Genomic DNA, 22,803 nt, shown 5'->3' with positions numbered 1-22,803 from the left:
TCATTGCTTCTGGTTTTTTGGCCTGAATACGTCAGTGACCAACACGCACACTGTCCGTTGAAATCTGTTTATGTGCGTGACCGACCCAGCGGTACAATCATTGGCGTATGCGCGACCGGATCATCAACAATCATGCAGCGCAGTCCATAAATCGATTCAATCAACGCAGGTGTAATGATTTCGCTGGGTTTGCCTTCCGCGATAATGCGCCCATGGCGCATCGCAATCAGATGGGTGGCGTAACGGCACGCCTGATTAAGATCGTGCAGTACCACCACCAGCGTGCGGCCATGCTGCTGATTCAAATCCTGCATTAACTCTAATAATTCAATCTGATGGGTGATATCCAACCAGGTTGTCGGCTCATCCAGCAGCAGCAGCGGCGTTTGCTGGGCCAGCACCATCGCAATCCACACGCGCTGCCGCTGACCGCCAGAAAGTGTATCAACCTGCTGATTAGCCAAATCTGCGACACCGGTTGCCAGCATCGCTTGCTGCACCGCTGCTTCATCTTCGTCACGCCAGCGACCAAATAAGGCTTGATGTGGATAACGCCCGCGCGCCACCAGCTCATTGACGCTGATCCCGGCGGGTGCATTAGAGCTTTGCGGCAACAAGCCCAACCGTCGCGCGACCTCTTTAGTGGCATAACGCGCAATGGCTTCGCCATCCAGCATGACCTGCCCTTTCAGCGGTGCAGTCAAACGACTTAAGGTGCGTAACAGCGTGGATTTACCGCAGGCATTGGGGCCTATAATCACTGTTAATTCGCCATCAGGAATGGCTACCGAGAGATTTTCGGCCACGATTTTCTTATCGTAGCCCAGCGTGAGTGCATCACCTTGTAACCTGGATGTGCCTGTCATTGGCGTCGCGCCTCCCGTATCAGTAAGGCAATCAGATAAAGTCCGCCAAGGCTGACGGTAATCACGCCAACCGGCAACTGGTAAGGCAAGAAAAAGTGCTGTGCGGCGTAATCTGCTGCCGTCAGCAATAGCGCGCCACACAATGCCGCCAGCGGCAAAGCGCCTTTCACGCCGCCCGACAAACGGCGGGCAATTTGCGGTGCCAACAGGGCAATAAACGAGATAGGTCCCACCAATGCAGTAGACGCGGCCGTTAGCACTACGCCGATCAACATCAGCCAGATGCGGCTGCGTTCGACCGGCACGCCCAGCGCACAAGCGGTATCGTCACCCATTTCCAGCAGGCGCATGCGCCGTGCTAATAAGGCGGTTGCTACCATTGCCAACAGCAATACGAGGATAACAGGCGTCGTTTTGGCCCAGGTAATGCCGTTGAGCGATCCGGCGCTCCATAAACCGGCGCTGAGTGCGGCTTCCAGCGAAGCGCTGATGATCAGCCAGCTGTTCAGCGCCATTAATAGGGCGCGCACGCTGATTCCGACAATGATTAACCGAAAGGTATCAACACCGTTTCGCCAGGCAAACAGATACACCACGCCAGCAGTGATCAAGCCACCCAGCAGCGCGGCCAACGTCATGCCTTCGATGTTCTGTTGAAACAGCACCAGCGCCACCAATACGCCGCTGTAAGCGCCAGTGTTAAAGCCGAGAATATCGGGACTGCCCAGCGGATTGCGCAGAAGAGACTGGAAAATCGCGCCGCTGACGCCTAGTGCCGCGCCAATCAACAGCGCCATCAACACGCGTGGCATGCGCCATTCGATCACGATTAACTGGATATTGCGTGCTGCATCACCATTAATCACTTGCCACAGCTGCTCAGCGGAAATCGGTAAGGTCCCGCGCGTTACGCCTAAAAAGGCCAGCAACAGGCACGCGACCAGCAGGACAATGCTGTTGATCATCATCCGACTCATATTTGCCCTCTTCCCAGTTTGCGTCGTACTAACACAATCAACATGGGTGCGCCAAGAATCGCGGTAACAATCGAAACACGCAGTTCACCCGGTACCGCTATGCGGCCCAGAATATCGGCCGCGAGCAGCAGGCAAGGCGTCATCAATAAAGTAGCCGGCAGCAGCCAGCGGTGATCGTTGCCCACCAGCCAGCGCGCTAAATGAGGCGTCATCAATCCAACGAACGCAATCGGCCCAACGGCAGCGGTTGCAGCCCCGCTGAGCAGCGCAATTGCCAGCAGTCCAAACAGTTGCGTGCGTGCCACGCGCGTGCCCAGCGCGGTCGCCATATCACCGCCCATGCTCAGGCTATTTAAGGATCGTGCCAGAAGCAGCGCCACGGCACAGCCAATCACAACCGCAGGAAAGGTGGTTTTCAGGACAGAGAAGTTGCGGATATCGAGCGAGCCGCTGTGCCAAAAGCGCAGATGATCGTAGATTTCAGGATTCAGCAGCGATAAGCCGGAGGTCAAGCCTTCAAGCACTGCGCCGAGCGCCACGCCCGCCAGCGTCAGGCGAACCGGGTTCACGCGGCCGCCGCCGATCGCGCCCGTTAAGGCCACCAGCAAAGAGGCGGTCAGCGCACCGGCAAAAGCAAAGCCGAGCCAGTCCAGCGGTGAATCTGCGCCAAACAGCGCTATGCCAATCACCACGGCAAAGCCCGCGCCAGCGTTAACCCCCAGAATACCGGGATCGGCGAGCGGATTACGCGTCAGGCTCTGCATCAAAGCGCCAGCAATGCCCAGCGCAATTCCCGCTAATAAGCCCGCCAGGGTTCGCGGCAAGCGCGCATCACGTACTATTACGCAGTCGGCGCTGGTGCAGCTTGAAAACAGCGCGTGCGTGACATCATGTAAAGCAATAGATTTTGCTCCCAGCATTAAACTGAGCGCAAGAAGCAGCAGCAACAGCATCCCTGAACCTGCTATCGCACGGAGTTGGCGCATAACGTTTTAAACCTTCACTGATCAACGACACTGCGGGCAAGCCACTTTGATAATGATACTTATTATCGTTATTACTCGTATTTTTGTATGTTACCATGACTTATTCACTCAATGACGAGGAAAATCGGCGTTTATAGGCGATGAAATGAACAAACCCTCCTACTTTATCGATCTCAGCCTGCTTAAAACACATCCCGCTTTTCGCGCCGTGTTTATTGCTCGCTTTATCTCCATTGTTTCGCTCGGCATGCTAGCCGTTGCCGTTCCGGTACAAATTCAACATCTCACCCATTCGCCGCTGTTGGTCGGGTTATCCGTCACGTTGGCAGGCGCGGGAATGTTTATCGGCCTGCTTACCGGTGGCGTATTAGCCGATCGCTATGAACGTCGTCGTCTTATTCTGTTTGCCCGCTCCACCTGCGGCTTGGGTTTTGTCGCGCTGTGCATTAATGCGCTGCTGCCTGAACCTTCGGTAATCGCGGTCTTTGCGCTGGGATTGTGGGACGGCTTTTTTGGCGCGATTGGCGTAACGGCGCTGCTGGCCGCCACGCCCGCGCTGGTAGGCCGTGAAAACATCATGAAAGCGGGCGCGATTACTATGTTAACAGTGCGCTTTGGCTCTATTCTTTCGCCAGCCATTGCAGGATTAGTGATTGCCCACGGCAGCGTCGCCTGGAATTATGGGTTAGCCGCTTTCGGTACGCTACTGACGGTGTTAACGCTGTTGAGATTACCGGCGTTATCTCCGCCGCCTCAGCCGCGAGAACATCCGCTTAAAGCCTTAGCCACCGGCGTGCAATTTCTGTTTGCCAGCCCGATTGTCGGCATGGTTGCGCTGATTGGGGCGTTGGTCACGTTAGCCAGCGCGGTACGGGTGCTTTATCCATCGTTGGCACCGCATTGGCAGGTTGACCTTGATCAGCTCGGGCTGATGTATGCCGCCGTGCCGCTCGGCGCTGCCGTAGGCGCGCTGACCAGCGGGCGACTGACCCATTCGTCGCGTCCGGGTCTCTTAGTATTAGCCAGCGCGATTGCAGCCTTTATCGCCCTCGGCTTGTTTAGCCTGATGCCACGCTTTGAATTGGGGTTGGTTTGTTTAGTGGCGTTTGGCTACTTCAGCGCGATCAACAGCCTGGTACAGTACGCGATGATCCAAACCTTGACGCCGGATGCGCTGTTAGGTCGCATTAATAGCTTGTGGACGGCGCAGAACGTCACAGGCGATGCAATAGGCGCTGCCATCCTTGGTTCAATGGGTTCTTTGCTGCTGCCGCAACAGGCGGCAAGCCTGTTTGGTTTTGCTGCCGCGCTGTTGGGTGTGCTGATGTGGATGGTAATGGGACAGTTGCGACGTTATCAACCGCCAGCGCCAAAGCTGGCGGAACAAAGCTTATGATTTAACAAACAGCTGCTCAAGACGCGTCAGCAGGTTGCTGGCGCTGTAATAATCGAGGCGAAACGTGTCCAGACCTAGCGCATAGACCTGCTTTTTTTCTACCGCAGGCGTTTGCTTCAGGAATGGATTATTCATCACCGCATGGGCGGTTTTATCCTCGGCGGCAAACAGCATGTAACTGTTGCCGTTTAGGCCAGCCGCCAGGTTTTCACCCGATAACTGAATAATGTCTTTGCGCTGCCCCATGCTGTGCCCTTGCTGAATATTGACCGGCGGCGTCGCCAGCGTGAAACCCAACTGTTGCAGCAACTTGCCCTGCGCAGATTCAGCAGTCCACAGATTTACCGCGCGCCCATCTCCGTTCCACACCATGGCAGAAACAGGTTGTGGTGGCAGCGTTAATTTACTTTTCAGCGCGTTTTCATGATCGTCAAAAGCTTTGACGCGCGCCGTTGCCTGGGCTTCGTGCCCGGTCGCTTCACCCAAAACACCCACCAGCTGCTGCCAGCTTTTATCGTCATAATTCACCACCAACACCGGCGCGATGGCTGAAAGCTGATCAACCAGCTTGATGGCTGAATCATTGCCTGTTGCACTGACGACGATCAGATCAGGCGCTTCAGCGGCGATCGCTTCTGCACTGGGTTCGCCAATGTATAAACGTTTTACCCCGCGCTGTTTTGCGACATCGCCCCACTGACGAAAGAAACCTTGTGCATCAGCGAGTCGACTATTAGGTGCTGTCGCGCCGCTGGCGATCACTGGTGCATCAATCGCCAATAAAGAACCGGTGAGCGTGACGCTGGTGGAAACAATGCGCGTGGGTGCCTGCTGCAAAGTGATACTGTTTTTGGCGCCCTGCACCGTGCGCGGCCAGCCATTTTCAGCGTGAGCAACGCCACTGAGAACCAGCATGCTGGCGAAAAAGAGGGCGATCATCGCCCAAAAATCCCGTTTATACATAAGATCCAATCCACCTTTAGCTGTGACAAAAACCCTGCTCAATATGCTGATTTAGCATGAAAACGCAGTCGAAACCCCGCGAATTTATTGACACTCCAAACTAATCAACGTAGCTTACAGAGCCACAATACAAATGATAATCATTATTAATTATCTTATCATTTATAGGTGAAAATTATGGTGGAAACGTTGACGTTTGAAAATCCCTTGTTGCAGGATTTCTCGGCGCTGTGCCGTGGCTTTCTGTTTACTTCCCCGTGGCGCAGTCTGACAACCCAAGGCTGTTTCACTACCATTACCACGCCGGTAAAAGATGGCGCGGCGTTGGGCGGGGATTTTCAACAACAATTGCAGCAGCACTTTGCATCTGCAAGAAAACAGGGCATTGCGAATCCGATTCTGGTGGGCGCAATCCCGTTTGACGTCAATCAGCCTTCTGCGCTGTTTATTCCTGAGTCTTATCAAACCTTCAATCGTGCAGATTTAAACGTGCCGCAAACGGCGCCCGAAGAGACGTTGCCGCATGTGCGCCGTCGTACTGCGGTGCCGGATCACGACGCTTTTACTTCGATGGTGGCGCAAGCTGTTGCGGCAACGCAGCGCGGCGATCTGGATAAAGTGGTGCTGTCGCGCTTGATGGATATCGCTACCGAACAGCCCGTTGATACGGCGGCGTTGATGCAACGTATTGTCGCGCAAAACCCTAACAGCTATCACTTCCACCTGCCGCTGCCGGAAGGCGGCGCGTTGGTCGGCGCGAGCCCGGAATTGATGCTGCGTAAACAGGGCCGCGATTTCAGCTCTTGTCCGCTGGCGGGTTCTGCCCGCCGTGAGAATGATAGCCAACGCGACCGCGCCGCCGGCGAAACCTTGATGAACTCTGATAAAGATCGTCATGAACACAAATTAGTGACCGATGCGATGCGCGAAACGCTGCAACCGCGTAGCCGTTTGCTTTCAGTGCCCACTGTTCCCTCATTAATCACCACATCGACCTTATGGCACCTTGCCACGCAGATTGATGGCGAAGTGCTGGATGAGCAGGAAAATGCGTTGTCGCTGGCGTGCCTGCTGCATCCAACCCCGGCGTTAAGTGGCTTCCCGCACCAGCGCGCTCAGCGCCTGATTCAGGCATTGGAGCCGTTCGAACGCCAGCTGTTTGGCGGTATCGTCGGTTGGTGTGACGATCAAGGCAACGGTGAGTGGGTTGTCACGATTCGTTGCGGCACGGTTAAAGGTGCACGCGTTCAACTTTTTGCTGGCGCAGGTATTGTTGCCGATTCACAACCTGAATCAGAATGGCGTGAAACTGGCGTTAAACTCGATACCATGCTTCGCGCATTTGGACTGCAATAAAGGGTATTCCATGACAATTTCATACAGCCGCTGGCCTGAAGATCTCGCCGCGCGCTACCGCGAAAAAGGTTACTGGCTTGATGTGCCGATGACCGACATTCTGGCACGACATAAAAACAGCGATGCCGTGGCAGTAATCGATGGCGATCGTCAGTTCAGCTATCGTCAGCTCGCTGAACTCAGCGATAACCTGGCTGCTGCGCTGCAAAGACGCGGCCTAAAAAATGGTGATACTGCGCTGGTTCAACTCGGCAACGTGGCGGAGTTTTACCTGACACTGTTTGCCCTGTTTAAAATTGGCGTTGCGCCCGTGAATGCGCTGTTCAGCCATCAACGCACCGAACTCAGCGCCTACGCCAGCCAGATCGAACCGAAACTGTTGATCGCCGATCGCAGCCACGCGCTGTTCGCTGATGACCGCTTTATTGAACAGCTTTGCCGTGAACACGCTTCACTGCAACAGGTTATTCTGCGCAATGATACTCAACCGGAAAACACCCTGGAATCCTTGCTGGCAGAAGCGGCAGGAGAATTCAACGCGACGCCAACAGCGGGCGATGAAGTGGCCTTTTTCCAGCTCTCCGGCGGCAGCACCGGTACGCCAAAACTGATTCCGCGTACCCATAACGACTACTATTACAGCATCCGCGACAGCAATGTGATTTGCCACGTTACGGCAGAAACGCGTTATCTGATCGCCCTGCCCGCTGCACATAATTTTCCAATGAGTTCGCCGGGCGCGCTTGGCGTATTTGACGCAGGCGGGCAAGTGATTTTAGCGGCTGACCCCAGCGCGACGCTCTGCTTCCCCTTGATCGAAAAGCATCAAATCACTGACACCGGTTTAGTACCGCCCGCGGTGAGTCTGTGGTTACAGGCCATCCAGGAATGGGGAACCAACAAGCCGTTGGCATCTCTGCAACGCATTCAGGTTGGCGGTGCCAAGCTAGGCGAAACCTTAGCCGCGCGCATTCAGTCTGAGATTGGCTGCAAGCTGCAACAGGTGTTTGGCATGGCCGAAGGCTTAGTCAACTACACCCGACTGGACGATGATGAGAAAACCATTCTCACCACTCAAGGCCGCCCGATCTCTCCTGATGATGAAGTCTGGGTGGCTGATGAGAACGGTAATCCGCTGCCCGTTGGCGCAGTTGGCCGCCTGATGACGCGTGGCCCTTATACCTTCCGCGGCTACTACAACAGCCCGGAACACAATGCCGCCAGCTTTGATGAAAATGGATTTTATTGCTCCGGCGATCTGATCGAAATGACGCCAGACGGCAACATTATTGTGCAGGGGCGTGAAAAAGATCAGATCAACCGTGGCGGCGAAAAAATCGCGGCGGAAGAGATAGAGAACTTGCTGCAACGCCATCCAGATGTGATCCATGCGGCGTTGGTTTCAATGAACGATGAGCTGATGGGCGAGAAAAGCTGTGCCTTTATTGTCGCCAGCCAACCGATCAAACCGGTGGTGCTGCGTCGCCACCTGCGTGAGCTGGGCGTTGCCGAATTTAAACTGCCCGATCGTATTACCTGCGTAGATGCCCTGCCGCTGACCCCCGTCGGCAAGGTGGACAAAAAACGTCTGCGCCAACAACTTGCTGATCAACAAGCGCAAGCCTGATTTGTTCTGGAGATTTTAATGGCTATTCCAAAATTGACCTCATATTCGCTGCCAACTGCCACCGAGTTGCCAAACAACAAAGTGAAATGGACGCTGGAGCCTCAGCGCGCAGCTTTACTGATTCACGATATGCAGGCCTATTTCCTTAACTTCTGGGGCGAAAACAGCCCGCTCGTCAATCAAGTGGTCGAGAACATCGCCCGACTGCGCCGCTACTGTAAAGCGCAGGGTATTCCGGTGTTTTATACCGCGCAGCCCAATGAACAAAGCGATGAAGATCGCGCCCTGCTCAATGATATGTGGGGACCGGGACTGAACAAGCATCCCGATCAGCAGAAAATCGTTGAGGCGCTAGCCCCGGATGCAGATGACCATGTGCTGACGAAGTGGCGTTACAGCGCTTTTCATCGTTCGCCACTGGAAGCAACGCTGAAAGAGATGGGCCGCGATCAGTTGATCATCACGGGTGTCTACGCGCACATTGGCTGCCTGACGACCGCAACGGATGCCTTTATGCGTAATATTCAGCCCTTTATGGTGGCGGATGCGCTGGCAGATTTTACCCGCGACGAACACATGATGGCGCTGACTTATACAGCAGGCCGCAGCGGAAAAGTGGTAATGACCGCCGACCTAATGCCGTTGCCGCTCAGTAAAGATGATCTGCGTGCGCTGATCCTGCCGCTGCTGGAAGATGATGACGTGCCAGAAGATGACGAAAACCTGATCGATTACGGTCTGGATTCAGTGCGCGTAATGTCGCTGGCGGCACGCTGGCGTCAGGTTCATAGCGATATTGATTTCGTCAGCCTGGCAAAAAATCCGAGCATAGATGGCTGGTGGGCGCTGCTTTCACGGGAGCCAGCGTAATGAATAACACGTTTGATTTCAGCGGGAAGATTGTGTGGGTAACCGGTGCCGGACAAGGGATTGGTTATCATACTGCGTTGGCTTTTCACCAGGCTGGGGCGAAGGTAGAAGCATTCGATCTGCGTTTTCACGAGCATGATTATCCGTTTCCTTGCCACACCATGGATGTCGCCAACCCTGACCAGGTGAAAACAGTTTGCCAGCGTGTTCTGACCGCGCAGCCGCGTATTGATGTGTTGGTCAATGCAGCGGGAATTTTACGCGTTGGTGCAACCGATGAACTGACCTTCGCTGACTGGCAAGCGTGTTTGGCGGTGAATGCTGGCGGCGCATTTAACCTGTTCCAGCAAACCTTGCCGGTGTTCCGTGAACAACGTGCGGGCGCTATTGTCACCATTGCCTCTAACGCAGCACATGCGCCGCGCATCGGTATGTCTGCTTACGGCGCATCGAAAGCTGCGCTACGCAGCCTGTGTTTAACCGTTGGGCTAGAAATGGCGCCATACGGTGTGCGTTGTAATATCGTTTCGCCAGGATCGACCGATACCGATATGCAGCGCAGCCTGTGGCACACGCCAACCGGCGAGCAGGAGATGATTGAGGGCTTCCCGGAACAATTCAAGCTGGGTATTCCGTTGCGTAAAATCGCTAAGCCACAAGAAGTTGCGGCTAACGTGCTATTCCTCGCCTCTGATCTGGCCAGCCATGTGGTGCTGCAAGATATTGTGGTCGACGGCGGCGCAACGTTAGGAGCGTAAGGCATGGCAGCGATCTGGAAACGATCCATCGGTTTAGACGCATTGAATGCGCTGGGTGAAAATTCACTGGTGGCGCATGTGGGGATCGTTTTCACCGTGATCGGTGATGACTATCTCGAGGCCACAATGCCAGTAGACGCGCGTACTCATCAACCTTTTGGTCTGTTACACGGCGGTGCGTCTGTGGTATTGGCTGAATCAATGGGGTCGATTGCGGGGTACATGTGCGTGGATGAAGGCAGCAGCGTGGTGGGCGTTGAAGTCAATGCCAGCCATCATCGTGCGGTTTCCAGCGGCGAGGTGCGCGGCATTTGTCGTCCACTGCATTTGGGTTCGCGTAGTCAGGTATGGCAGATTGAAATTCGTAACAAGCGGGATCAATTGTGCTGTAGCGCGCGGCTCAGTGTGGCGGTGCTAGGATAAAACGAAACTTGCCCCGATGGGGCAAGTTTTGATGAGACGTAAATGCTTAACGCTGGTAGACAGTTTCGACGCCTTCGTCGTCTTCTTCATCCCAGTCGTCCCACTCTTCGTCATCTTCTTCTTCAACCGTATTCTCAATGGTTTCACGGTGGTAATCATCCCACATGAACTCCACTTTCTCCGGCTGTTTCTCTTCGACATCGGCTTCTTTTGGATTGGCGTTGATGAAGCTCATCACGTCCCAACACAAATCAGTAACGCCATTGCGGCTGGCAGCAGAGATCAGGTAATACTTATCTTCCCACCCCAGCGCTTCAGCAATCGCTTTAGCACGCGACTGCGCCTCTTCTTCGCTCAGCAGGTCAGTTTTGTTGAACACTAACCAGCGTGGCTTGTTGAAGAGCTTCTCGCTGTATTTTTCCAGCTCACCAAGAATAATGCGCGCGTTTTCAACCGGATCGCTTTCATCGATTGGCGCGATATCGATCAGATGCAGTAATACGCGGCAGCGCTCGAGGTGCTTCAGGAAGCGAATGCCTAAGCCTGCGCCTTCCGCTGCGCCTTCGATCAGACCCGGGATATCAGCGACCACGAAACTCTGCTCGCTATCCATACGCACGACGCCAAGGCTTGGTACCAGCGTAGTAAACGGATAATCCGCAACTTTAGGTTTAGCGGCAGAAACAGCACGGATAAATGTCGATTTACCGGCATTCGGTAAGCCAAGCATACCGACGTCTGCCAGCAGCATCAGCTCCAGCTGCAAGTCGCGCTTCTCACCAGGCGTACCCATGGTTTTTTGGCGTGGACTGCGGTTTACCGAGGATTTGAAGCGGGTATTGCCTAAACCGTGCCAGCCACCTTTGCCGACCATCAGCTTCTGCTCATGGCGCGTCATGTCGCCCAGCGTTTCACCGGTGCCTTGGTCAATTACTCGCGTCCCTACAGGGACTTTAATAACGATGTCTTTGCCGCGTTTACCGGTACAGTCACGGCTTTGGCCGTTCTGTCCACGTTCTGCGCGGAAGGATTTTTCGAAGCGATAGTCGATCAGCGTGTTCAGGTTTTCATCAGCGAGCAGATAAACATCACCGCCATCGCCACCATCACCGCCGTCTGGACCCCCTTTCGGGATATATTTTTCGCGGCGGAAGCTGACGCAACCATTACCGCCATCGCCTGCAACAACCAAAATTGTTGCTTCATCAACAAACTTCATTTTCTCTCTCCGTCACACAATCGTCTGCAACACAGTTGCAAACGGGTCCGCCAGGGTCTTCTGCGCTGACCAGCGGCGGATAAATCAGGATTGGCTTTCGCCAGTGCGTACATAAAGTGTACAGCAAACTTTTGTGATGCGTCGCCTTTAAGGCAACCAAGCGCAGAATGTAAAAAGCCCCGCATGAGTTGCGGGGCCTTCAATTCGTGCGTTCAGACGTTAAACGTCTGCGTCACGACAACCTTACTCAGCAACGATGCTGATGTATTTACGGTTGTTCGGACCTTTGATTTCGAATTGTACTTTGCCGTCTGCGGTAGCAAACAGGGTATGGTCACGACCACAACCTACGTTGTTACCTGCGTGGAATTTGGTTCCACGTTGACGAACGATGATGCTACCTGCCAGAACAGATTCACCACCGAAACGCTTAACACCCAGACGTTTTGCATTGGAGTCACGACCATTTCGAGTCGAGCCACCAGCCTTTTTATGTGCCATTTCTCAGATCTCCTGTTAGGCAGTGATGCCAGTGATTTTCACGTCAGTGAACCACTGACGGTGGCCTTGCTGCTTACGGTAGTGCTTACGACGACGAAACTTAACGATCTTAATTTTCTCGCCACGACCATGAGCAACGATTTCAGCCTTGATAACACCGCCTGAAACCAGTGGCGCGCCGATTTTCACGTCTTCGCCATTTGCAATCATCAGAACCTGGTCAAACTCAATGGTTTCACCGGTTGCGATGTCCAGCTTTTCCAGGCGAACGGTCTGACCTTCGCTTACTCGGTGTTGTTTACCACCACTTTGGAAAACCGCGTACATATAAAACTCCGCTTCTGCGCTTGCCTTTTTAGTTGATCAGGCGGCGCGCTAAATATTCACAATAGGGCGCGAATTCTACGCAAAACTCTAGGAGAAGACAAGAGCACTTTGCACTCTCTTGCAGAAAAAAAACACAGGCTGAACGCAAACGTTTATCAACCTGAAAATTCAAGTACAATCAGTAACAGATAACCTGAACGCTGGCTGGGTAAAAGCAATTACCATGGCAGAGAAACGAGTCATAGCTGAAAAGACGAATGAACTTAGAACAGATAAATGAATTAACCGCGCAGGATATGGCTGCCGTTAACCAGACCATCCTCGACCAGCTCGATTCAGATGTCTCGCTCATCAATCAGCTGGGATATTACATCATCAGTGGCGGCGGAAAGCGCATCCGTCCGATGATTGCCGTGCTTTCCGCTCGCGCAATGGGCTATCAGGGTGACCTGCATGTGACCAATGCGGCGCTGATCGAATTTATCCATACCGCCACGCTGTTGCATGATGATGTGGTGGATGAATCCGATATGCGCCGTGGCAAAGCGACAGCGAATGCTGCATTCGGTAATGCAGCAAGCGTGCTGGTAGGCGATTTTATTTACACTCGCGCCTTTCAGATGATGACCAGCATGGGCTCGCTGCGCATACTGGCATTGATGTCTGAAGCGGTGAATGTGATTGCAGAAGGTGAAGTCTTACAGTTGATGAACGTCAACGATCCCGACATCACCGAAGAGAGTTACATGCGCGTGATTTACAGTAAAACTGCGCGCCTGTTCGAAGCTGCATCTCAGGCATCCGCGATTCTTGCTGAAGCCACACCTGCAGAGGAAAAAGCGTTGCAGGATTATGGCCGTTTTCTTGGTACCGCTTTCCAGTTAATTGATGATTTACTGGATTACAGTGCCGACGGTGAAACGCTAGGCAAAAACACAGGCGACGATCTCAGCGAAGGCAAGCCAACTCTGCCACTGCTTCATGCCATGCAGCACGGCACGCCGGAACAGGCGAAGATGATCCGCGAAGCGATTGAGCAAGGCAACGGACGTCATTTGCTGGAGCCGGTGCTAGAAGCAATGCATCAATGCGGTTCATTAGAATGGACGCGCTCGCGCGCAGAGCAAGAAGCGGATAAAGCGATTGCTGCGTTGAAAATCCTGCCGGAAACACCGTGGCGTCGCGCGCTGGAATCGCTCGCGCACATGTCAGTACAACGCGATTTCTAATCCTCACGGAGCCTTAAACGGCTCCGTTTCTTTGATTTCCCCCCTTCTTCTGTCTGGCTTACATCTTTTGCAAGGCTTTTGCGCCAGGCCGCGCAGTTCTATGCGTTCGATCCGAATATTACTGGAACTTAATGGAAATTATTTGCTATAAAGACCCAGAACTTTCCAGTTATGATATTCAAAGAGAATGAGGATCGCCCTCAGGGTGACGCATTAACAAGGACAAGGAGAACAGGTTTATGCAAAAAAGGAATGAAGACTGGCACCCCGCCGACATTATCGCGGCACTACGTAAACGTGGTACGACTTTGGCCGCGCTTTCCCGCGAAGCAGGGTTGAGTTCATCAACGTTGGCAAATGCGTTATCGCGCCCTTGGCCCAAAGGCGAATGGCTGATCGCGGATGCGATCAAGGTCCATCCTGCAGAAATTTGGCCAAGTCGCTATTACGATCCCATCACCCAATGTTTATTGGATCGGAAAAAACGTATCCGGCCCTTGGCCGATAGCGCAGCACTAAAAGCCGAATCGGACTCAGAATAGATTGTTGGATAGTGCACAAAAAAAACCAGCCGCGGAAACCGAGGCTGGCTTGTTCAACCAAAGCTTTAGGCGTGCTTATTCGCCACTGACGCGCTCAATATCCGCACCCATCGCTTTCAGTTTGTCTTCAATGTGTTCGTAGCCGCGATCGATGTGATAAATACGATCAACAAACGTCGTGCCTTCAGCAATACAGCCTGCCAGCACCAGGCTTGCAGAAGCACGCAAATCGGTGGCCATAACCTGCGCACCCGATAACGTCTCTACACCATGACAAATCGCCGTGTTGCTTTCTATCTCGGCATGACCGCCCATACGAATCAATTCTGGGATATGCATAAAGCGGTTTTCAAAAATGGTTTCGGTAATAACACCGGTACCTTCTGCAACCATGTTCAACAACGTGAACTGTGCCTGCATATCGGTTGGGAAACCTGGATGTGGCGCGGTACGCACGTTAACCGCTTTCGGGCGGTTGCCATGCATATCGAGACTGATCCAGTCTTCACCGATTTCGATATCGGCACCAGCATCACGCAATTTTGCTAACACCGCATCCAGGGTGTCAGGTTTCGTGTTACGGCACAGTACTTTCCCGCCAGAGATGGCCGCTGCTACCAGGAACGTACCGGTTTCAATACGATCGGGCAGAACACGGTAAACACCGCCACCTAAGCGTTCAACACCTTCGATGGTAATTTTATCACTGCCCGCTCCGCTGATTTTTGCGCCCAGCGTGTTCAGGAAGTTCGCGGTATCGACGATTTCCGGCTCGCGAGCGGCATTTTCAATCACGGTGGTGCCGGTTGCCAATGTTGCAGCACTCATGATTGTCACGGTTGCGCCAACGCTGACTTTATCCATGACAATAAGCGCGCCTTTCAGGCGGCCATTCACAGAGGCTTTAACATAGCCCTCTTCCAGCTTGATCTCTGCACCCAGTTGCTCAAGACCGGTAATGTGCAAATCAACCGGGCGCGCGCCAATTGCGCAGCCGCCTGGCAGTGAAACCTGTCCTTGACCAAAACGTGCAACCAGTGGGCCAAGCGCCCAGATAGAAGCACGCATGGTTTTAACCAAATCGTAAGGCGCACAGAAAATATCAACTGCACTGGCGTCGACGTGTACGGAACCGTTGCGCTCAACCTTTGCACCCAGCTGGGTCAGCAGCTTCATGGTGGTATCAATGTCCCGCAGCTTTGGCACATTTTGAATTTCAACCGGCTCTTCAGCCAACAACGCGGCAAACAGGATAGGCAGCGCGGCATTCTTCGCCCCAGAGATGGTTACTTCACCACTTAAGCGGGTGGGGCCTTGCACACGAAATTTGTCCATTAACACGGCTCTCAATTAACTAGCTAAAGATTGGGCTCGCCAGTGGCGAGCTCGCCACGCTGACGACTCAGAAACCGTTGAGTTTACGGTCACGTGCCCATTCAGCGGGAGTATAGGTTTTGATGGAGACAGCATGGATGCGATTATCCGCAATATATTCCATCAGCGGCGCGTAGACAGCCTGCTGTTTCTTTACGCGGCTAAGATCGCCAAACAGCTCGCCCACCGCGATAACCTGGAAGTGGCTGCCATCATTGCTCATCACATGGACTTCGTCCAAAGGCAGTGCTTGCATTAGCACAGCCTGAATTTCACTGTTTTCCATTGCTTTTAACTTCACTTGATAATAATAAGGATGACATCTTAGAGGAAAGCGCCTGACTCTTAAATACGCAAAAGCCCCTGTACAAAACAGGGGCTTAGCTTAACAGAAGGAAATCAGGCGTTTTTATCCGCAGAAACAATAATCTGCTGCAGATTGTAAAGGGTAATCAAAGATTGCAGTTTATCGCTGATCCCACTGAAACATGGCGTGATGCCTTGAGCGCGGGCAATTTCTCGTAGATGCACCAACAAAGCTAATCCTGCCGTATCTACGCGCTCCAGCGCGGCAACATTGATGGTTTGAACATCCTTGATCAATGTATCTCGCTGCTGCCATAGGGACAGCAACGTATCGCGATCAAGCTCGCCGCTGAGCAACAGCGTGCTGGCATCACGCTGCCAGCGAAGTGATTCGCCCATTGTTACTGTTTATCCAGCGTGATCGGCTGAGCAGCAGAACGCTTCAGTTGCGCCGTCAGACCGTCAATACCTTTGGTGCGCAGCAGATCGCTCCATTCATTTTGCTTAGTCGTAATCATGCTAACGCCTTCAGCAATCATATCGTAAGCCTGCCAGTTTCCTGTTTGGCTATTTTTACGCCACTGGAAATCCAGGCGAACCGGTGGGCGGCCATTGGGGTCAATTATCGACACACGGATCGCCACGATATTGGTATCGCCAATCGGCTGCTCTGGTTGAATTTGATAGGATTGGCCGTTATACAACGCCAGCGCCTGACCATAAGCCTGCGCCAGATAATCACCAAATGCACTGAAATAGGCTTCACGCTGCGCCGGAGTCGAATCACGATAGTAGCGACCCAGCACTAATGCGCCTGCATATTTAATCTGCACATATGGCAGAAGCTCCTGACGTACGATTTCACGTAAATAATTGGGGTCCTGCTTGATCTTCGGCTGCTCTACTTTCAAGCGCGTAAAGGTTTTCTGCGCCGCCTCATTCATCATTTTATAAGGATTGCTCTGATCGGCGGCATTCGCTGCTAACGGTGTTAACACCAACATGGCAATCATCAGTAAACGTTTAAACATCGTGTGTGACCTCTTTCTTAAGGTTGAACCGGTGCCGCAGCAGCATTGGTACTGCCCTGCGCATCCTTATTATCGTTATTGTCTTTATTATCGCCGCTCTTATACAGGAATTGACCGATCAGGTCCTCCAGCACCAGCGCCGACTTAGTATCGCGTAATGTATCGCCATCTTTCAGCATCGCCGAGCCCAGCTCGGGATCGTCAAACCCTAAATTCAACGACAGAAATTGCTCACCTAACAAGCCTTGCGTACGAATCGCCAGTGAACTGGTATCGGAGATTTTATCCGCGTACTGGTCGCTGATATCCATGGTGACACGCGGCAGCAGCGTTTTCGGTTCAAGAGAAATATCTGTAACGCGACCAATAACCACGCCACCCACTTTGACGGGTGAGCTGACTTTCAAGCCACCAATGTTGTCGAAGGTCGCGAACAGCTTCCATGTGGGATCGGTCCCCATAGATTTAAGATCTGCTACGCGCAGGCAGAGAAATAGCATGGCCAGTAACGCCATGATCATGAATACGCCAACCCAGATTTCGCTTTTTTTGCTTTGCATTGCATCAATTCCCAAACATCAGTGCTGTCAGCACAAAATCCAAACCGAGCACCGCCAGTGAAGCGTGCACTACGGTGCGCGTCGTCGCGCGACTGATTCCTTCAGAAGTCGGAATCGCATCATATCCATTAAATAAGGCAATCCAGGTTACCGTCACGGCAAACACGGCGCTTTTAATGATGCAGTTGACCACGTCGGTACGAAAGTCGACGGCGTTCTGCATCGCAGACCAGAAGAAACCCGGATCGATGCCTTTCCAGCTCACGCCAACCAAGGCACCACCCGCGATTCCCACCGCCGTAAAGATTAGCGCTAACAACGGCATACTGATAAAGCCGGCCCAGAAACGCGGTGAAACCACGCGACGTAACGGGTCTACCGCCATCATTTCCATGCTGGAGAGCTGTTCTGTGGCTTTCATTAACCCGATTTCAGCGGTCAATGCTGAACCCGCACGACCGGCAAAGAGCAACGCGGTAACCACCGGCCCCAGTTCACGCAGCAGCGACAAAGCCACCAGCATGCCGAGGCTGGTTTCTGCACCGTACGTAGTGAGCACCAGATATCCTTGCAGCCCAAGGACCATGCCGATGAATAAACCGGAAACCACGATAATGAGCAATGACAGGACGCCGACGCTATAAAGCTGCTTTATCAGCAGCGGCGCGTGTTTGCGAAACGCTGGCTTACCCACCAGTGCGTGAAACAGCATTAAGCCTGCGCGGCCAAAGCTGGCACAGGTTTCAATTCCCTGACGTCCAAATGACGCCAGTGCCTTCAATAACATCAGCTTAAATTCTCCCTGAGCCGGTTAAATCGGCAAGATAATCGCCGGCCGGAAAACGAAATGGGACAGGTCCATCCGCAATCCCATCAATAAACTGGCGCACGCGTGGGTCGGGATTTGCCCGCAGGTCCGGCGTGCTACCCTGTGCAATAATTTTTTGTCCTGCCACGATATAAGCGTAATCCGCAATACTTAACACTTCTGGCACATCATGCGACACGACGATGCAGGTCAGACCTAAGGCGTGATTCAATTCATCGATCAATTTAACCAGCACGCCCATAGTGATGGGATCCTGGCCGACAAAAGGTTCGTCAAACATGATTAATTCAGGTTCAAGCGCAATTGCACGCGCCAGGGCCACGCGACGTGCCATACCGCCGGAAAGCTCGGCGGGTTTCAGCTGGGCCGCGCCGCGCAAACCCACCGCTTCTAGCTTCATTAGCACCGTGCTGTGTAGCAGAGCCGGCGGCAATTGGGTATGTTCACGCAGCGGCCAGGCCACGTTTTCATAGACGGTAAGATCGGTGAACAACGCGCCAGACTGAAACAACATGCTCATTTTTTTACGCGCTTCGTACAATTTAGCGCGTGAAAGCGTGGGGATATTTTCGCCACGGAACCAGATTTCTCCGCCATCAGGCTGAAGCTGGCCGCCAATCAAGCGTAGCAACGTAGTTTTACCTATCCCCGATGGTCCCATTATCGCCGTCACTTTACCTTTCGGCACCGTGAGCGAAATGTCATCAAAGATTTTGCGATCTCCGCGCGAAAAACTCACGCCACGAACCTCTACCAGATTCGTTTGCTGCTGGATCATTCTTACCTCTTATGCAGATCGGGCGTAAACATGGGGTACGATGGTAGCCTGTTCAACCTTGTTGCACGATAGCTTTACAGAAACTTACCGCTAAGATTTAGCGAAAACGGGCATAAAATTTACTTTTGTCGTTTAGGCGGTCAAAATCAGCGCCTGTTTCAGCACACAGAATCTTAAATCAGTCGGACAAAGCGTGCCGACCCCGATTTACACGCAAGGATTTTTAATGTTCGTAGCTACCGCACTGCTGATTATCGGTCTGCTTTTACTGGCTTATGGTGCCGATCGTCTGGTGTTTAGCGCCTCGATTCTCTGCCGCTCATTTGGCATACCACCGTTGATTATAGGCATGACGGTGGTCGGCATGGGTACGTCGTTGCCAGAAATCATTCTCTCCTTCTCAGCGGCGCAGCATGGTCAAATGGATCTCGCTGTTGGCACCGCGCTGGGCTCGAACATTACTAATATATTGCTGATCTTGGGAGGAGCGGCTTTACTGCACCCGCTGACTGTCCATTCAAATCTGATTCGCCGCGAACTGCCGCTAATGCTGCTGGTCTCATTACTGAGCGGTATTATGCTGTTTGATAATCATCTTAGTCGACTTGATGGTCTGGGATTGATTGCCATTGCCGCCCTCTATTTGATCGTGGTGATCCGCATTGCTCGTAAAGCCGAACTTAATAACAATGACACGTTAACGCGTGAACAATTGGCTGAACTGCCACGCGAAGAGGGCAATAACACGGTAGCCTTTCTCTGGCTGGCCGTTGCGCTGATTATTTTACCGATGTCGACACGTATGGTGATCGATAACGCCACGGTATTTGCAGACTATTTCGGCGTCAGTGAACTCGTCATGGGCCTGACGATAATTGCAGTCGGCACCAGTTTGCCAGAGCTGGCCACCGTCATCGCGGGTGCGCTGAAAGGTGAAGATGATATCGCTATCGGTAATCTGATCGGTGCCAACATTTATAATATTGCCATTGTGCTGGGCCTGCCGGCACTGATGCATCCTGGCAGCGTAGATTATCACGCCTTCGCACGTGATTATTGGGTCATGCTCGGCGTAAGCGCCCTCTTTGCTCTGCTTTGCTTACTGCGCCGCCGCCGTATAGGCCGCACCGCAGGTACACTTTTACTCTGTGGGTTCATCGTCTGGGTTACGCTGCTGTGGTTACAGCCGGCGTTTATAGACGGATAAAAAGGACAGATTTGCCATGTCACATCAGCAATCGATCGGTGATTTTGATTTCCAGCAAGCAGGAAAAGCGGTGCTGCGCATTGAGCGTGAAGGACTGGAACAACTCGACCAATATATCAATGAGGATTTCGCGCGTGCTTGCGCCATGATTTTCGCCTGTAAAGGCAAAGTTGTGGTCATGGGAATGGGCAAATCGGGTCATATCGGTAAAAAGATGGCAGCAACGTTTGCCAGCACCGGCACCCCAGCATTTTTTGTTCATCCTGGCGAAGCCAGTCATGGCGATCTTGGCATGGTGAGCAGTAATGATGTTGTCATTGCCATTTCAAACAGCGGTGAGTCTAACGAAATTCTGGCGTTGATCCCGGTGATCAAGCGTCAAAAAATCAAACTCATTTGCATGACTAGCCGCGCTGAAAGCGCCATGGGACGCGTGGCTGATGTGCATTTATGTATTAAGGTGCCGCAGGAAGCTTGTCCGCTCGGCCTTGCGCCCACCACCAGTACTACCGCCACCCTGGTCATGGGTGATGCATTAGCCGTTGCGCTATTAGAAGCACGCGGTTTCACGCCTGAAGATTTCGCCCTTTCACACCCAGGCGGCGCGTTGGGTCGCAAACTGCTGCTGCACGTCAGTGATATTATGCACAGCGGTGATGAAATGCCGCATGTCACGCACGACGCTTCTCTGCGTGATGCGCTGCTGGAAATTACGCGTAAAAACCTCGGGTTAACCGTTATCGTTAACGATCTGATGAAAATTGAAGGCATCTTTACCGATGGTGATTTACGCCGCATCTTCGACATGGGCATCGATTTCCAGCGGGCAACCATTGCAGAAGTAATGACGCGTGGCGGCATTCGCGTTCGCCCTAATGTCCTGGCGGTGGATGCCTTGAATTTGATGCAAACCAAAAACATCACCGCGCTACTGGTGGCCGATGACGATCGTCTGCTCGGTGTGGTACATATGCATGACATGCTGCGCGCAGGCGTGGTCTGAACAGGAAAAGAGAATGCCGTTAGAAAGTGCCACCGTTGAAACGTGTTACGGACCGGTTAGTGCCGCTGTAATGGCGCGCGCCAGTGAGATTCGTTTGCTGATTTGTGATGTTGATGGCGTGATGTCAGATGGCGTCATTTACATGGGAAATAACGGTGAAGAGCTGAAGGCTTTCAATGTCCGCGACGGTTACGGCATTCGCTGCCTGCTGACCTCCGATGTAGAAGTGGCTATTATAACCGGCCGCAACGCTCGACTGATGGAAGATCGCTGCAAAACCCTCGGCATACGTCATCTTTATCAGGGCCAGTCGGATAAGCTTTTGGCCTATCGTGAACTTCTGGATAAACTGTCTCTTTCTGATGAACAGGTTGCCTACATCGGTGACGATCTCATCGACTGGCCGGTTATGGCCAAAGTAGGTCTGAGTGTTGCTGTTGCAGATGCACATCCTGTTTTACTGCCACGCGCCAATTACGTGACGCGTATCGCCGGTGGACGCGGTGCGGTACGTGAATTATGCGATCTGATCTTAATGGCGCAAGATAAATTTGAGGATGCCAAAGGGCAATCGGTATGAGTAAAAGCAGGCGTTGGATAACGCTGATTCTGACTTTGATTGCACTGGTTCTTATCGGCTGGAATCTGACTAATCAGGACGACACTAGCGCGCCCGTTGCTAACGATCAGGCGCCAACTTACACCAGCGCAGACTCCAATACGGTGGTGTATAACCCGCAAGGTGCCCTGACGTACAAGCTGGTTTCAGACAAGGTGACCTACTTTTCAGTCGATGAGTTGAGCTGGTTCGATAATCCAGTGATGACCACTTACGATGAAAACAAAGTGCCAACCTGGTCGGTACGCGCAGATAAAGCAAAGCTGACCAAAGATCGTATGCTTTATCTGTATGGACATGTTGAGCTCACTACGCTGACGCAGGATTCTCAGCTTCAGCGTATCAAAACTGACAACGCTCAAGTGAACCTTGTCAGTCAGGACGTGACGTCTGACGACCAGGTAACGCTCTATGGCCGCAGCTTTAACTCTACCGGCATGAAAATGCGCGGTAATTTACGGACAAAAAACGCCGAGTTAATCGAAAAGGTCAAAACTTCTTATGAAATTCAAAATGAACAAAAACAGCCTTAAGTATTTACTGGCCAGCGTGCTGCTTGCGACCAGTGTTCCAGCGCTGGCCTTGACCGGTGACTCGGATAAACCCGTGAATATCGATTCGCAGAACCAGGCGCTGGATCTGCAAGGCAACGTGGCCACCTTTACCGGCAATGTTATCGTGACGCAAGGCTCGATCAAAATCACTGCGGACAAAGTGGTGGTTACGCGTCCTGGCGGCGACAGCAAGAAAACCATTGTTGATGCTTACGGTAACCCCGCCACTTTCTACCAAATGCAGGACAGCGGCAAACCGGTTCAGGGCCATGCCTCAAAATTGCATTACGAACTGGCCAACGATTTCGTTGAGTTAACTGGCAATGCGTACATCGAACAGCAAGACAGCAACATCAAAGGCGATCGCATAACGTATCTGGTTAAAGAACAAAAAATGCAGGCGTACAGTCAGGGTCAAAGCAAACGAGTGACCACCGTGCTGGTGCCATCGCAGTTGCAAGATAAGCAAGGTTCGTCCAACAGCGGAAAAAAGAGTAACTGA

At 52.7% G+C, this 22,803-nt stretch carries 27 protein-coding genes; 13 read left to right on the top strand and 14 right to left on the bottom strand.

Annotated features, from left to right (window positions below):
- Positions 1 to 68 precede the first annotated feature (68 nt).
- Genes SC127_RS12130 through fepD form a run of 3 tightly spaced genes read right to left on the bottom strand, consistent with a single transcriptional unit; the run spans position 69 to position 2,829 of the window.
- On the bottom strand, positions 69 to 866 hold the full coding sequence (locus SC127_RS12130) for an ATP-binding cassette domain-containing protein (protein WP_215847800.1): 798 nt from the start codon (positions 864 to 866) through the stop codon (positions 69 to 71).
- Positions 863 to 1,843 carry an iron-enterobactin ABC transporter permease gene (gene fepG, locus SC127_RS12125; protein ID WP_332626650.1) on the bottom strand — a complete coding sequence of 327 codons (981 nt, stop codon included), beginning with the start codon at positions 1,841 to 1,843 and terminating at the stop codon, positions 863 to 865. The genes SC127_RS12130 and fepG overlap by 4 nt, the downstream gene beginning before the upstream one ends.
- On the bottom strand, positions 1,840 to 2,829 hold the full coding sequence (gene fepD, locus SC127_RS12120) for a Fe(3+)-siderophore ABC transporter permease (RefSeq protein ID WP_332626648.1): 990 nt from the start codon (positions 2,827 to 2,829) through the stop codon (positions 1,840 to 1,842). Before fepD ends, fepG begins: the two co-directional genes overlap by 4 nt.
- A gap of 145 nt (positions 2,830 to 2,974) precedes the next feature.
- Here fepD and entS point away from each other — a divergent pair, with 145 nt between their 5' ends.
- A complete protein-coding gene (gene entS, locus SC127_RS12115) occupies positions 2,975 to 4,225 on the top strand; it encodes an enterobactin transporter EntS (RefSeq protein WP_332626646.1) in 1,251 nt (416 codons plus the stop codon).
- On the opposite strand, the gene fepB is transcribed toward entS, so the two are convergent.
- Complete coding sequence (fepB, locus tag SC127_RS12110) at positions 4,220 to 5,188, bottom strand: Fe2+-enterobactin ABC transporter substrate-binding protein (protein WP_332626644.1); 969 nt, start codon at positions 5,186 to 5,188, stop codon at positions 4,220 to 4,222. The two genes, entS and fepB, sit on opposite strands and share 6 nt — an antisense overlap.
- Before the next feature lie 177 nt (positions 5,189 to 5,365).
- On the opposite strand from fepB, the gene SC127_RS12105 reads away from it, so the two are divergent.
- The 5 genes from SC127_RS12105 to SC127_RS12085 are packed head-to-tail and all read left to right on the top strand — an operon-like array spanning position 5,366 to position 10,222.
- Positions 5,366 to 6,544, top strand: a complete 1,179-nt coding sequence (locus SC127_RS12105; RefSeq protein ID WP_243078725.1) for an isochorismate synthase — start codon at positions 5,366 to 5,368, stop codon at positions 6,542 to 6,544.
- Positions 6,545 to 6,554: 10 nt separating this feature from the next.
- Positions 6,555 to 8,171, top strand: coding sequence for a (2,3-dihydroxybenzoyl)adenylate synthase (locus SC127_RS12100; RefSeq protein WP_215847804.1), 1,617 nt, complete (start codon positions 6,555 to 6,557; stop codon positions 8,169 to 8,171).
- An 18-nt stretch (positions 8,172 to 8,189) separates the two neighbouring features.
- Positions 8,190 to 9,041, top strand: coding sequence for an isochorismatase family protein (locus tag SC127_RS12095; protein WP_243078726.1), 852 nt, complete (start codon positions 8,190 to 8,192; stop codon positions 9,039 to 9,041).
- Positions 9,041 to 9,799 carry a 2,3-dihydro-2,3-dihydroxybenzoate dehydrogenase gene (gene dhbA, locus SC127_RS12090; RefSeq protein WP_215847806.1) on the top strand — a complete coding sequence of 253 codons (759 nt, stop codon included), beginning with the start codon at positions 9,041 to 9,043 and terminating at the stop codon, positions 9,797 to 9,799. The genes SC127_RS12095 and dhbA overlap by 1 nt, the downstream gene beginning before the upstream one ends.
- Positions 9,800 to 9,802: 3 nt before the next feature.
- The gene (locus tag SC127_RS12085) at positions 9,803 to 10,222 is read left to right on the top strand and encodes a hotdog fold thioesterase (protein ID WP_215847807.1); all 420 of its coding nucleotides are present in this window, start codon (positions 9,803 to 9,805) and stop codon (positions 10,220 to 10,222) included.
- A 46-nt stretch (positions 10,223 to 10,268) separates the two neighbouring features.
- Here SC127_RS12085 and cgtA read toward each other — a convergent pair whose 3' ends face one another.
- The 3 genes from cgtA to rplU all read right to left on the bottom strand — a co-directional run bounded on the left by cgtA (position 10,269) and on the right by rplU (position 12,269).
- The gene (gene cgtA, locus SC127_RS12080; RefSeq protein WP_243078728.1) at positions 10,269 to 11,441 is read right to left on the bottom strand and encodes an Obg family GTPase CgtA; all 1,173 of its coding nucleotides are present in this window, start codon (positions 11,439 to 11,441) and stop codon (positions 10,269 to 10,271) included.
- Between the two features lie 243 nt (positions 11,442 to 11,684).
- On the bottom strand, positions 11,685 to 11,942 hold the full coding sequence (gene rpmA / locus SC127_RS12075; RefSeq protein ID WP_243078729.1) for a 50S ribosomal protein L27: 258 nt from the start codon (positions 11,940 to 11,942) through the stop codon (positions 11,685 to 11,687).
- Positions 11,943 to 11,957: 15 nt separating this feature from the next.
- A complete protein-coding gene (gene rplU / locus SC127_RS12070; protein WP_193405201.1) occupies positions 11,958 to 12,269 on the bottom strand; it encodes a 50S ribosomal protein L21 in 312 nt (103 codons plus the stop codon).
- Positions 12,270 to 12,526: 257 nt separating this feature from the next.
- On the opposite strand from rplU, the gene ispB reads away from it, so the two are divergent.
- Positions 12,527 to 13,498: an octaprenyl diphosphate synthase gene (gene ispB / locus SC127_RS12065; protein WP_215847809.1), complete on the top strand. Its 972-nt coding sequence runs from the start codon at positions 12,527 to 12,529 to the stop codon at positions 13,496 to 13,498.
- A 239-nt stretch (positions 13,499 to 13,737) separates the two neighbouring features.
- Positions 13,738 to 14,040, top strand: a complete 303-nt coding sequence (locus SC127_RS12060; RefSeq protein ID WP_243078730.1) for a helix-turn-helix domain-containing protein — start codon at positions 13,738 to 13,740, stop codon at positions 14,038 to 14,040.
- Positions 14,041 to 14,115: 75 nt separating this feature from the next.
- On the opposite strand, the gene murA is transcribed toward SC127_RS12060, so the two are convergent.
- From murA to mlaF, 7 genes are all read right to left on the bottom strand, one after another.
- A complete protein-coding gene (gene murA, locus SC127_RS12055; protein WP_215847810.1) occupies positions 14,116 to 15,375 on the bottom strand; it encodes a UDP-N-acetylglucosamine 1-carboxyvinyltransferase in 1,260 nt (419 codons plus the stop codon).
- 67 nt (positions 15,376 to 15,442) lie between these two features.
- Positions 15,443 to 15,700 carry a BolA family iron metabolism protein IbaG gene (gene ibaG, locus SC127_RS12050; RefSeq protein ID WP_215847811.1) on the bottom strand — a complete coding sequence of 86 codons (258 nt, stop codon included), beginning with the start codon at positions 15,698 to 15,700 and terminating at the stop codon, positions 15,443 to 15,445.
- Between the two features lie 113 nt (positions 15,701 to 15,813).
- Positions 15,814 to 16,119, bottom strand: coding sequence for a lipid asymmetry maintenance protein MlaB (gene mlaB, locus SC127_RS12045; RefSeq protein WP_215847812.1), 306 nt, complete (start codon positions 16,117 to 16,119; stop codon positions 15,814 to 15,816).
- Between the two features lie 2 nt (positions 16,120 to 16,121).
- On the bottom strand, positions 16,122 to 16,751 hold the full coding sequence (gene mlaC, locus SC127_RS12040) for a phospholipid-binding protein MlaC (protein WP_332626640.1): 630 nt from the start codon (positions 16,749 to 16,751) through the stop codon (positions 16,122 to 16,124).
- A 17-nt stretch (positions 16,752 to 16,768) separates the two neighbouring features.
- The gene (gene mlaD, locus SC127_RS12035; protein ID WP_215847814.1) at positions 16,769 to 17,311 is read right to left on the bottom strand and encodes an outer membrane lipid asymmetry maintenance protein MlaD; all 543 of its coding nucleotides are present in this window, start codon (positions 17,309 to 17,311) and stop codon (positions 16,769 to 16,771) included.
- Between the two features lie 4 nt (positions 17,312 to 17,315).
- The gene (mlaE, locus tag SC127_RS12030) at positions 17,316 to 18,098 is read right to left on the bottom strand and encodes a lipid asymmetry maintenance ABC transporter permease subunit MlaE (RefSeq protein ID WP_215847815.1); all 783 of its coding nucleotides are present in this window, start codon (positions 18,096 to 18,098) and stop codon (positions 17,316 to 17,318) included.
- Between the two features lie 4 nt (positions 18,099 to 18,102).
- Complete coding sequence (mlaF, locus tag SC127_RS12025; protein ID WP_215847816.1) at positions 18,103 to 18,918, bottom strand: phospholipid ABC transporter ATP-binding protein MlaF; 816 nt, start codon at positions 18,916 to 18,918, stop codon at positions 18,103 to 18,105.
- A gap of 226 nt (positions 18,919 to 19,144) precedes the next feature.
- On the opposite strand from mlaF, the gene SC127_RS12020 reads away from it, so the two are divergent.
- Genes SC127_RS12020 through lptA form a run of 5 tightly spaced genes read left to right on the top strand, consistent with a single transcriptional unit; the run spans position 19,145 to position 22,803 of the window.
- Positions 19,145 to 20,125 (top strand): calcium/sodium antiporter, encoded by a 981-nt coding sequence (locus SC127_RS12020; protein WP_215847817.1) that lies wholly within the window; start codon positions 19,145 to 19,147, stop codon positions 20,123 to 20,125.
- Between the two features lie 16 nt (positions 20,126 to 20,141).
- Positions 20,142 to 21,128: an arabinose-5-phosphate isomerase KdsD gene (gene kdsD, locus SC127_RS12015; RefSeq protein WP_215847818.1), complete on the top strand. Its 987-nt coding sequence runs from the start codon at positions 20,142 to 20,144 to the stop codon at positions 21,126 to 21,128.
- Positions 21,129 to 21,141: 13 nt separating this feature from the next.
- Complete coding sequence (kdsC, locus tag SC127_RS12010; RefSeq protein WP_332626637.1) at positions 21,142 to 21,708, top strand: 3-deoxy-manno-octulosonate-8-phosphatase KdsC; 567 nt, start codon at positions 21,142 to 21,144, stop codon at positions 21,706 to 21,708.
- Positions 21,705 to 22,280: an LPS export ABC transporter periplasmic protein LptC gene (gene lptC, locus SC127_RS12005; RefSeq protein ID WP_215847820.1), complete on the top strand. Its 576-nt coding sequence runs from the start codon at positions 21,705 to 21,707 to the stop codon at positions 22,278 to 22,280. The genes kdsC and lptC overlap by 4 nt, the downstream gene beginning before the upstream one ends.
- Positions 22,249 to 22,803, top strand: a complete 555-nt coding sequence (gene lptA, locus SC127_RS12000) for a lipopolysaccharide ABC transporter substrate-binding protein LptA (RefSeq protein ID WP_243078732.1) — start codon at positions 22,249 to 22,251, stop codon at positions 22,801 to 22,803. The genes lptC and lptA overlap by 32 nt, the downstream gene beginning before the upstream one ends.

The sequence above is a fragment of the Pantoea sp. T14 genome (genome assembly GCF_036663535.1).
GTDB lineage: Bacteria > Pseudomonadota > Gammaproteobacteria > Enterobacterales > Enterobacteriaceae > Pantoea > Pantoea phytostimulans.
Note: the sequence above shows the minus strand (reverse complement) of the source record. Positions and strands in the feature narration are given on the sequence as shown.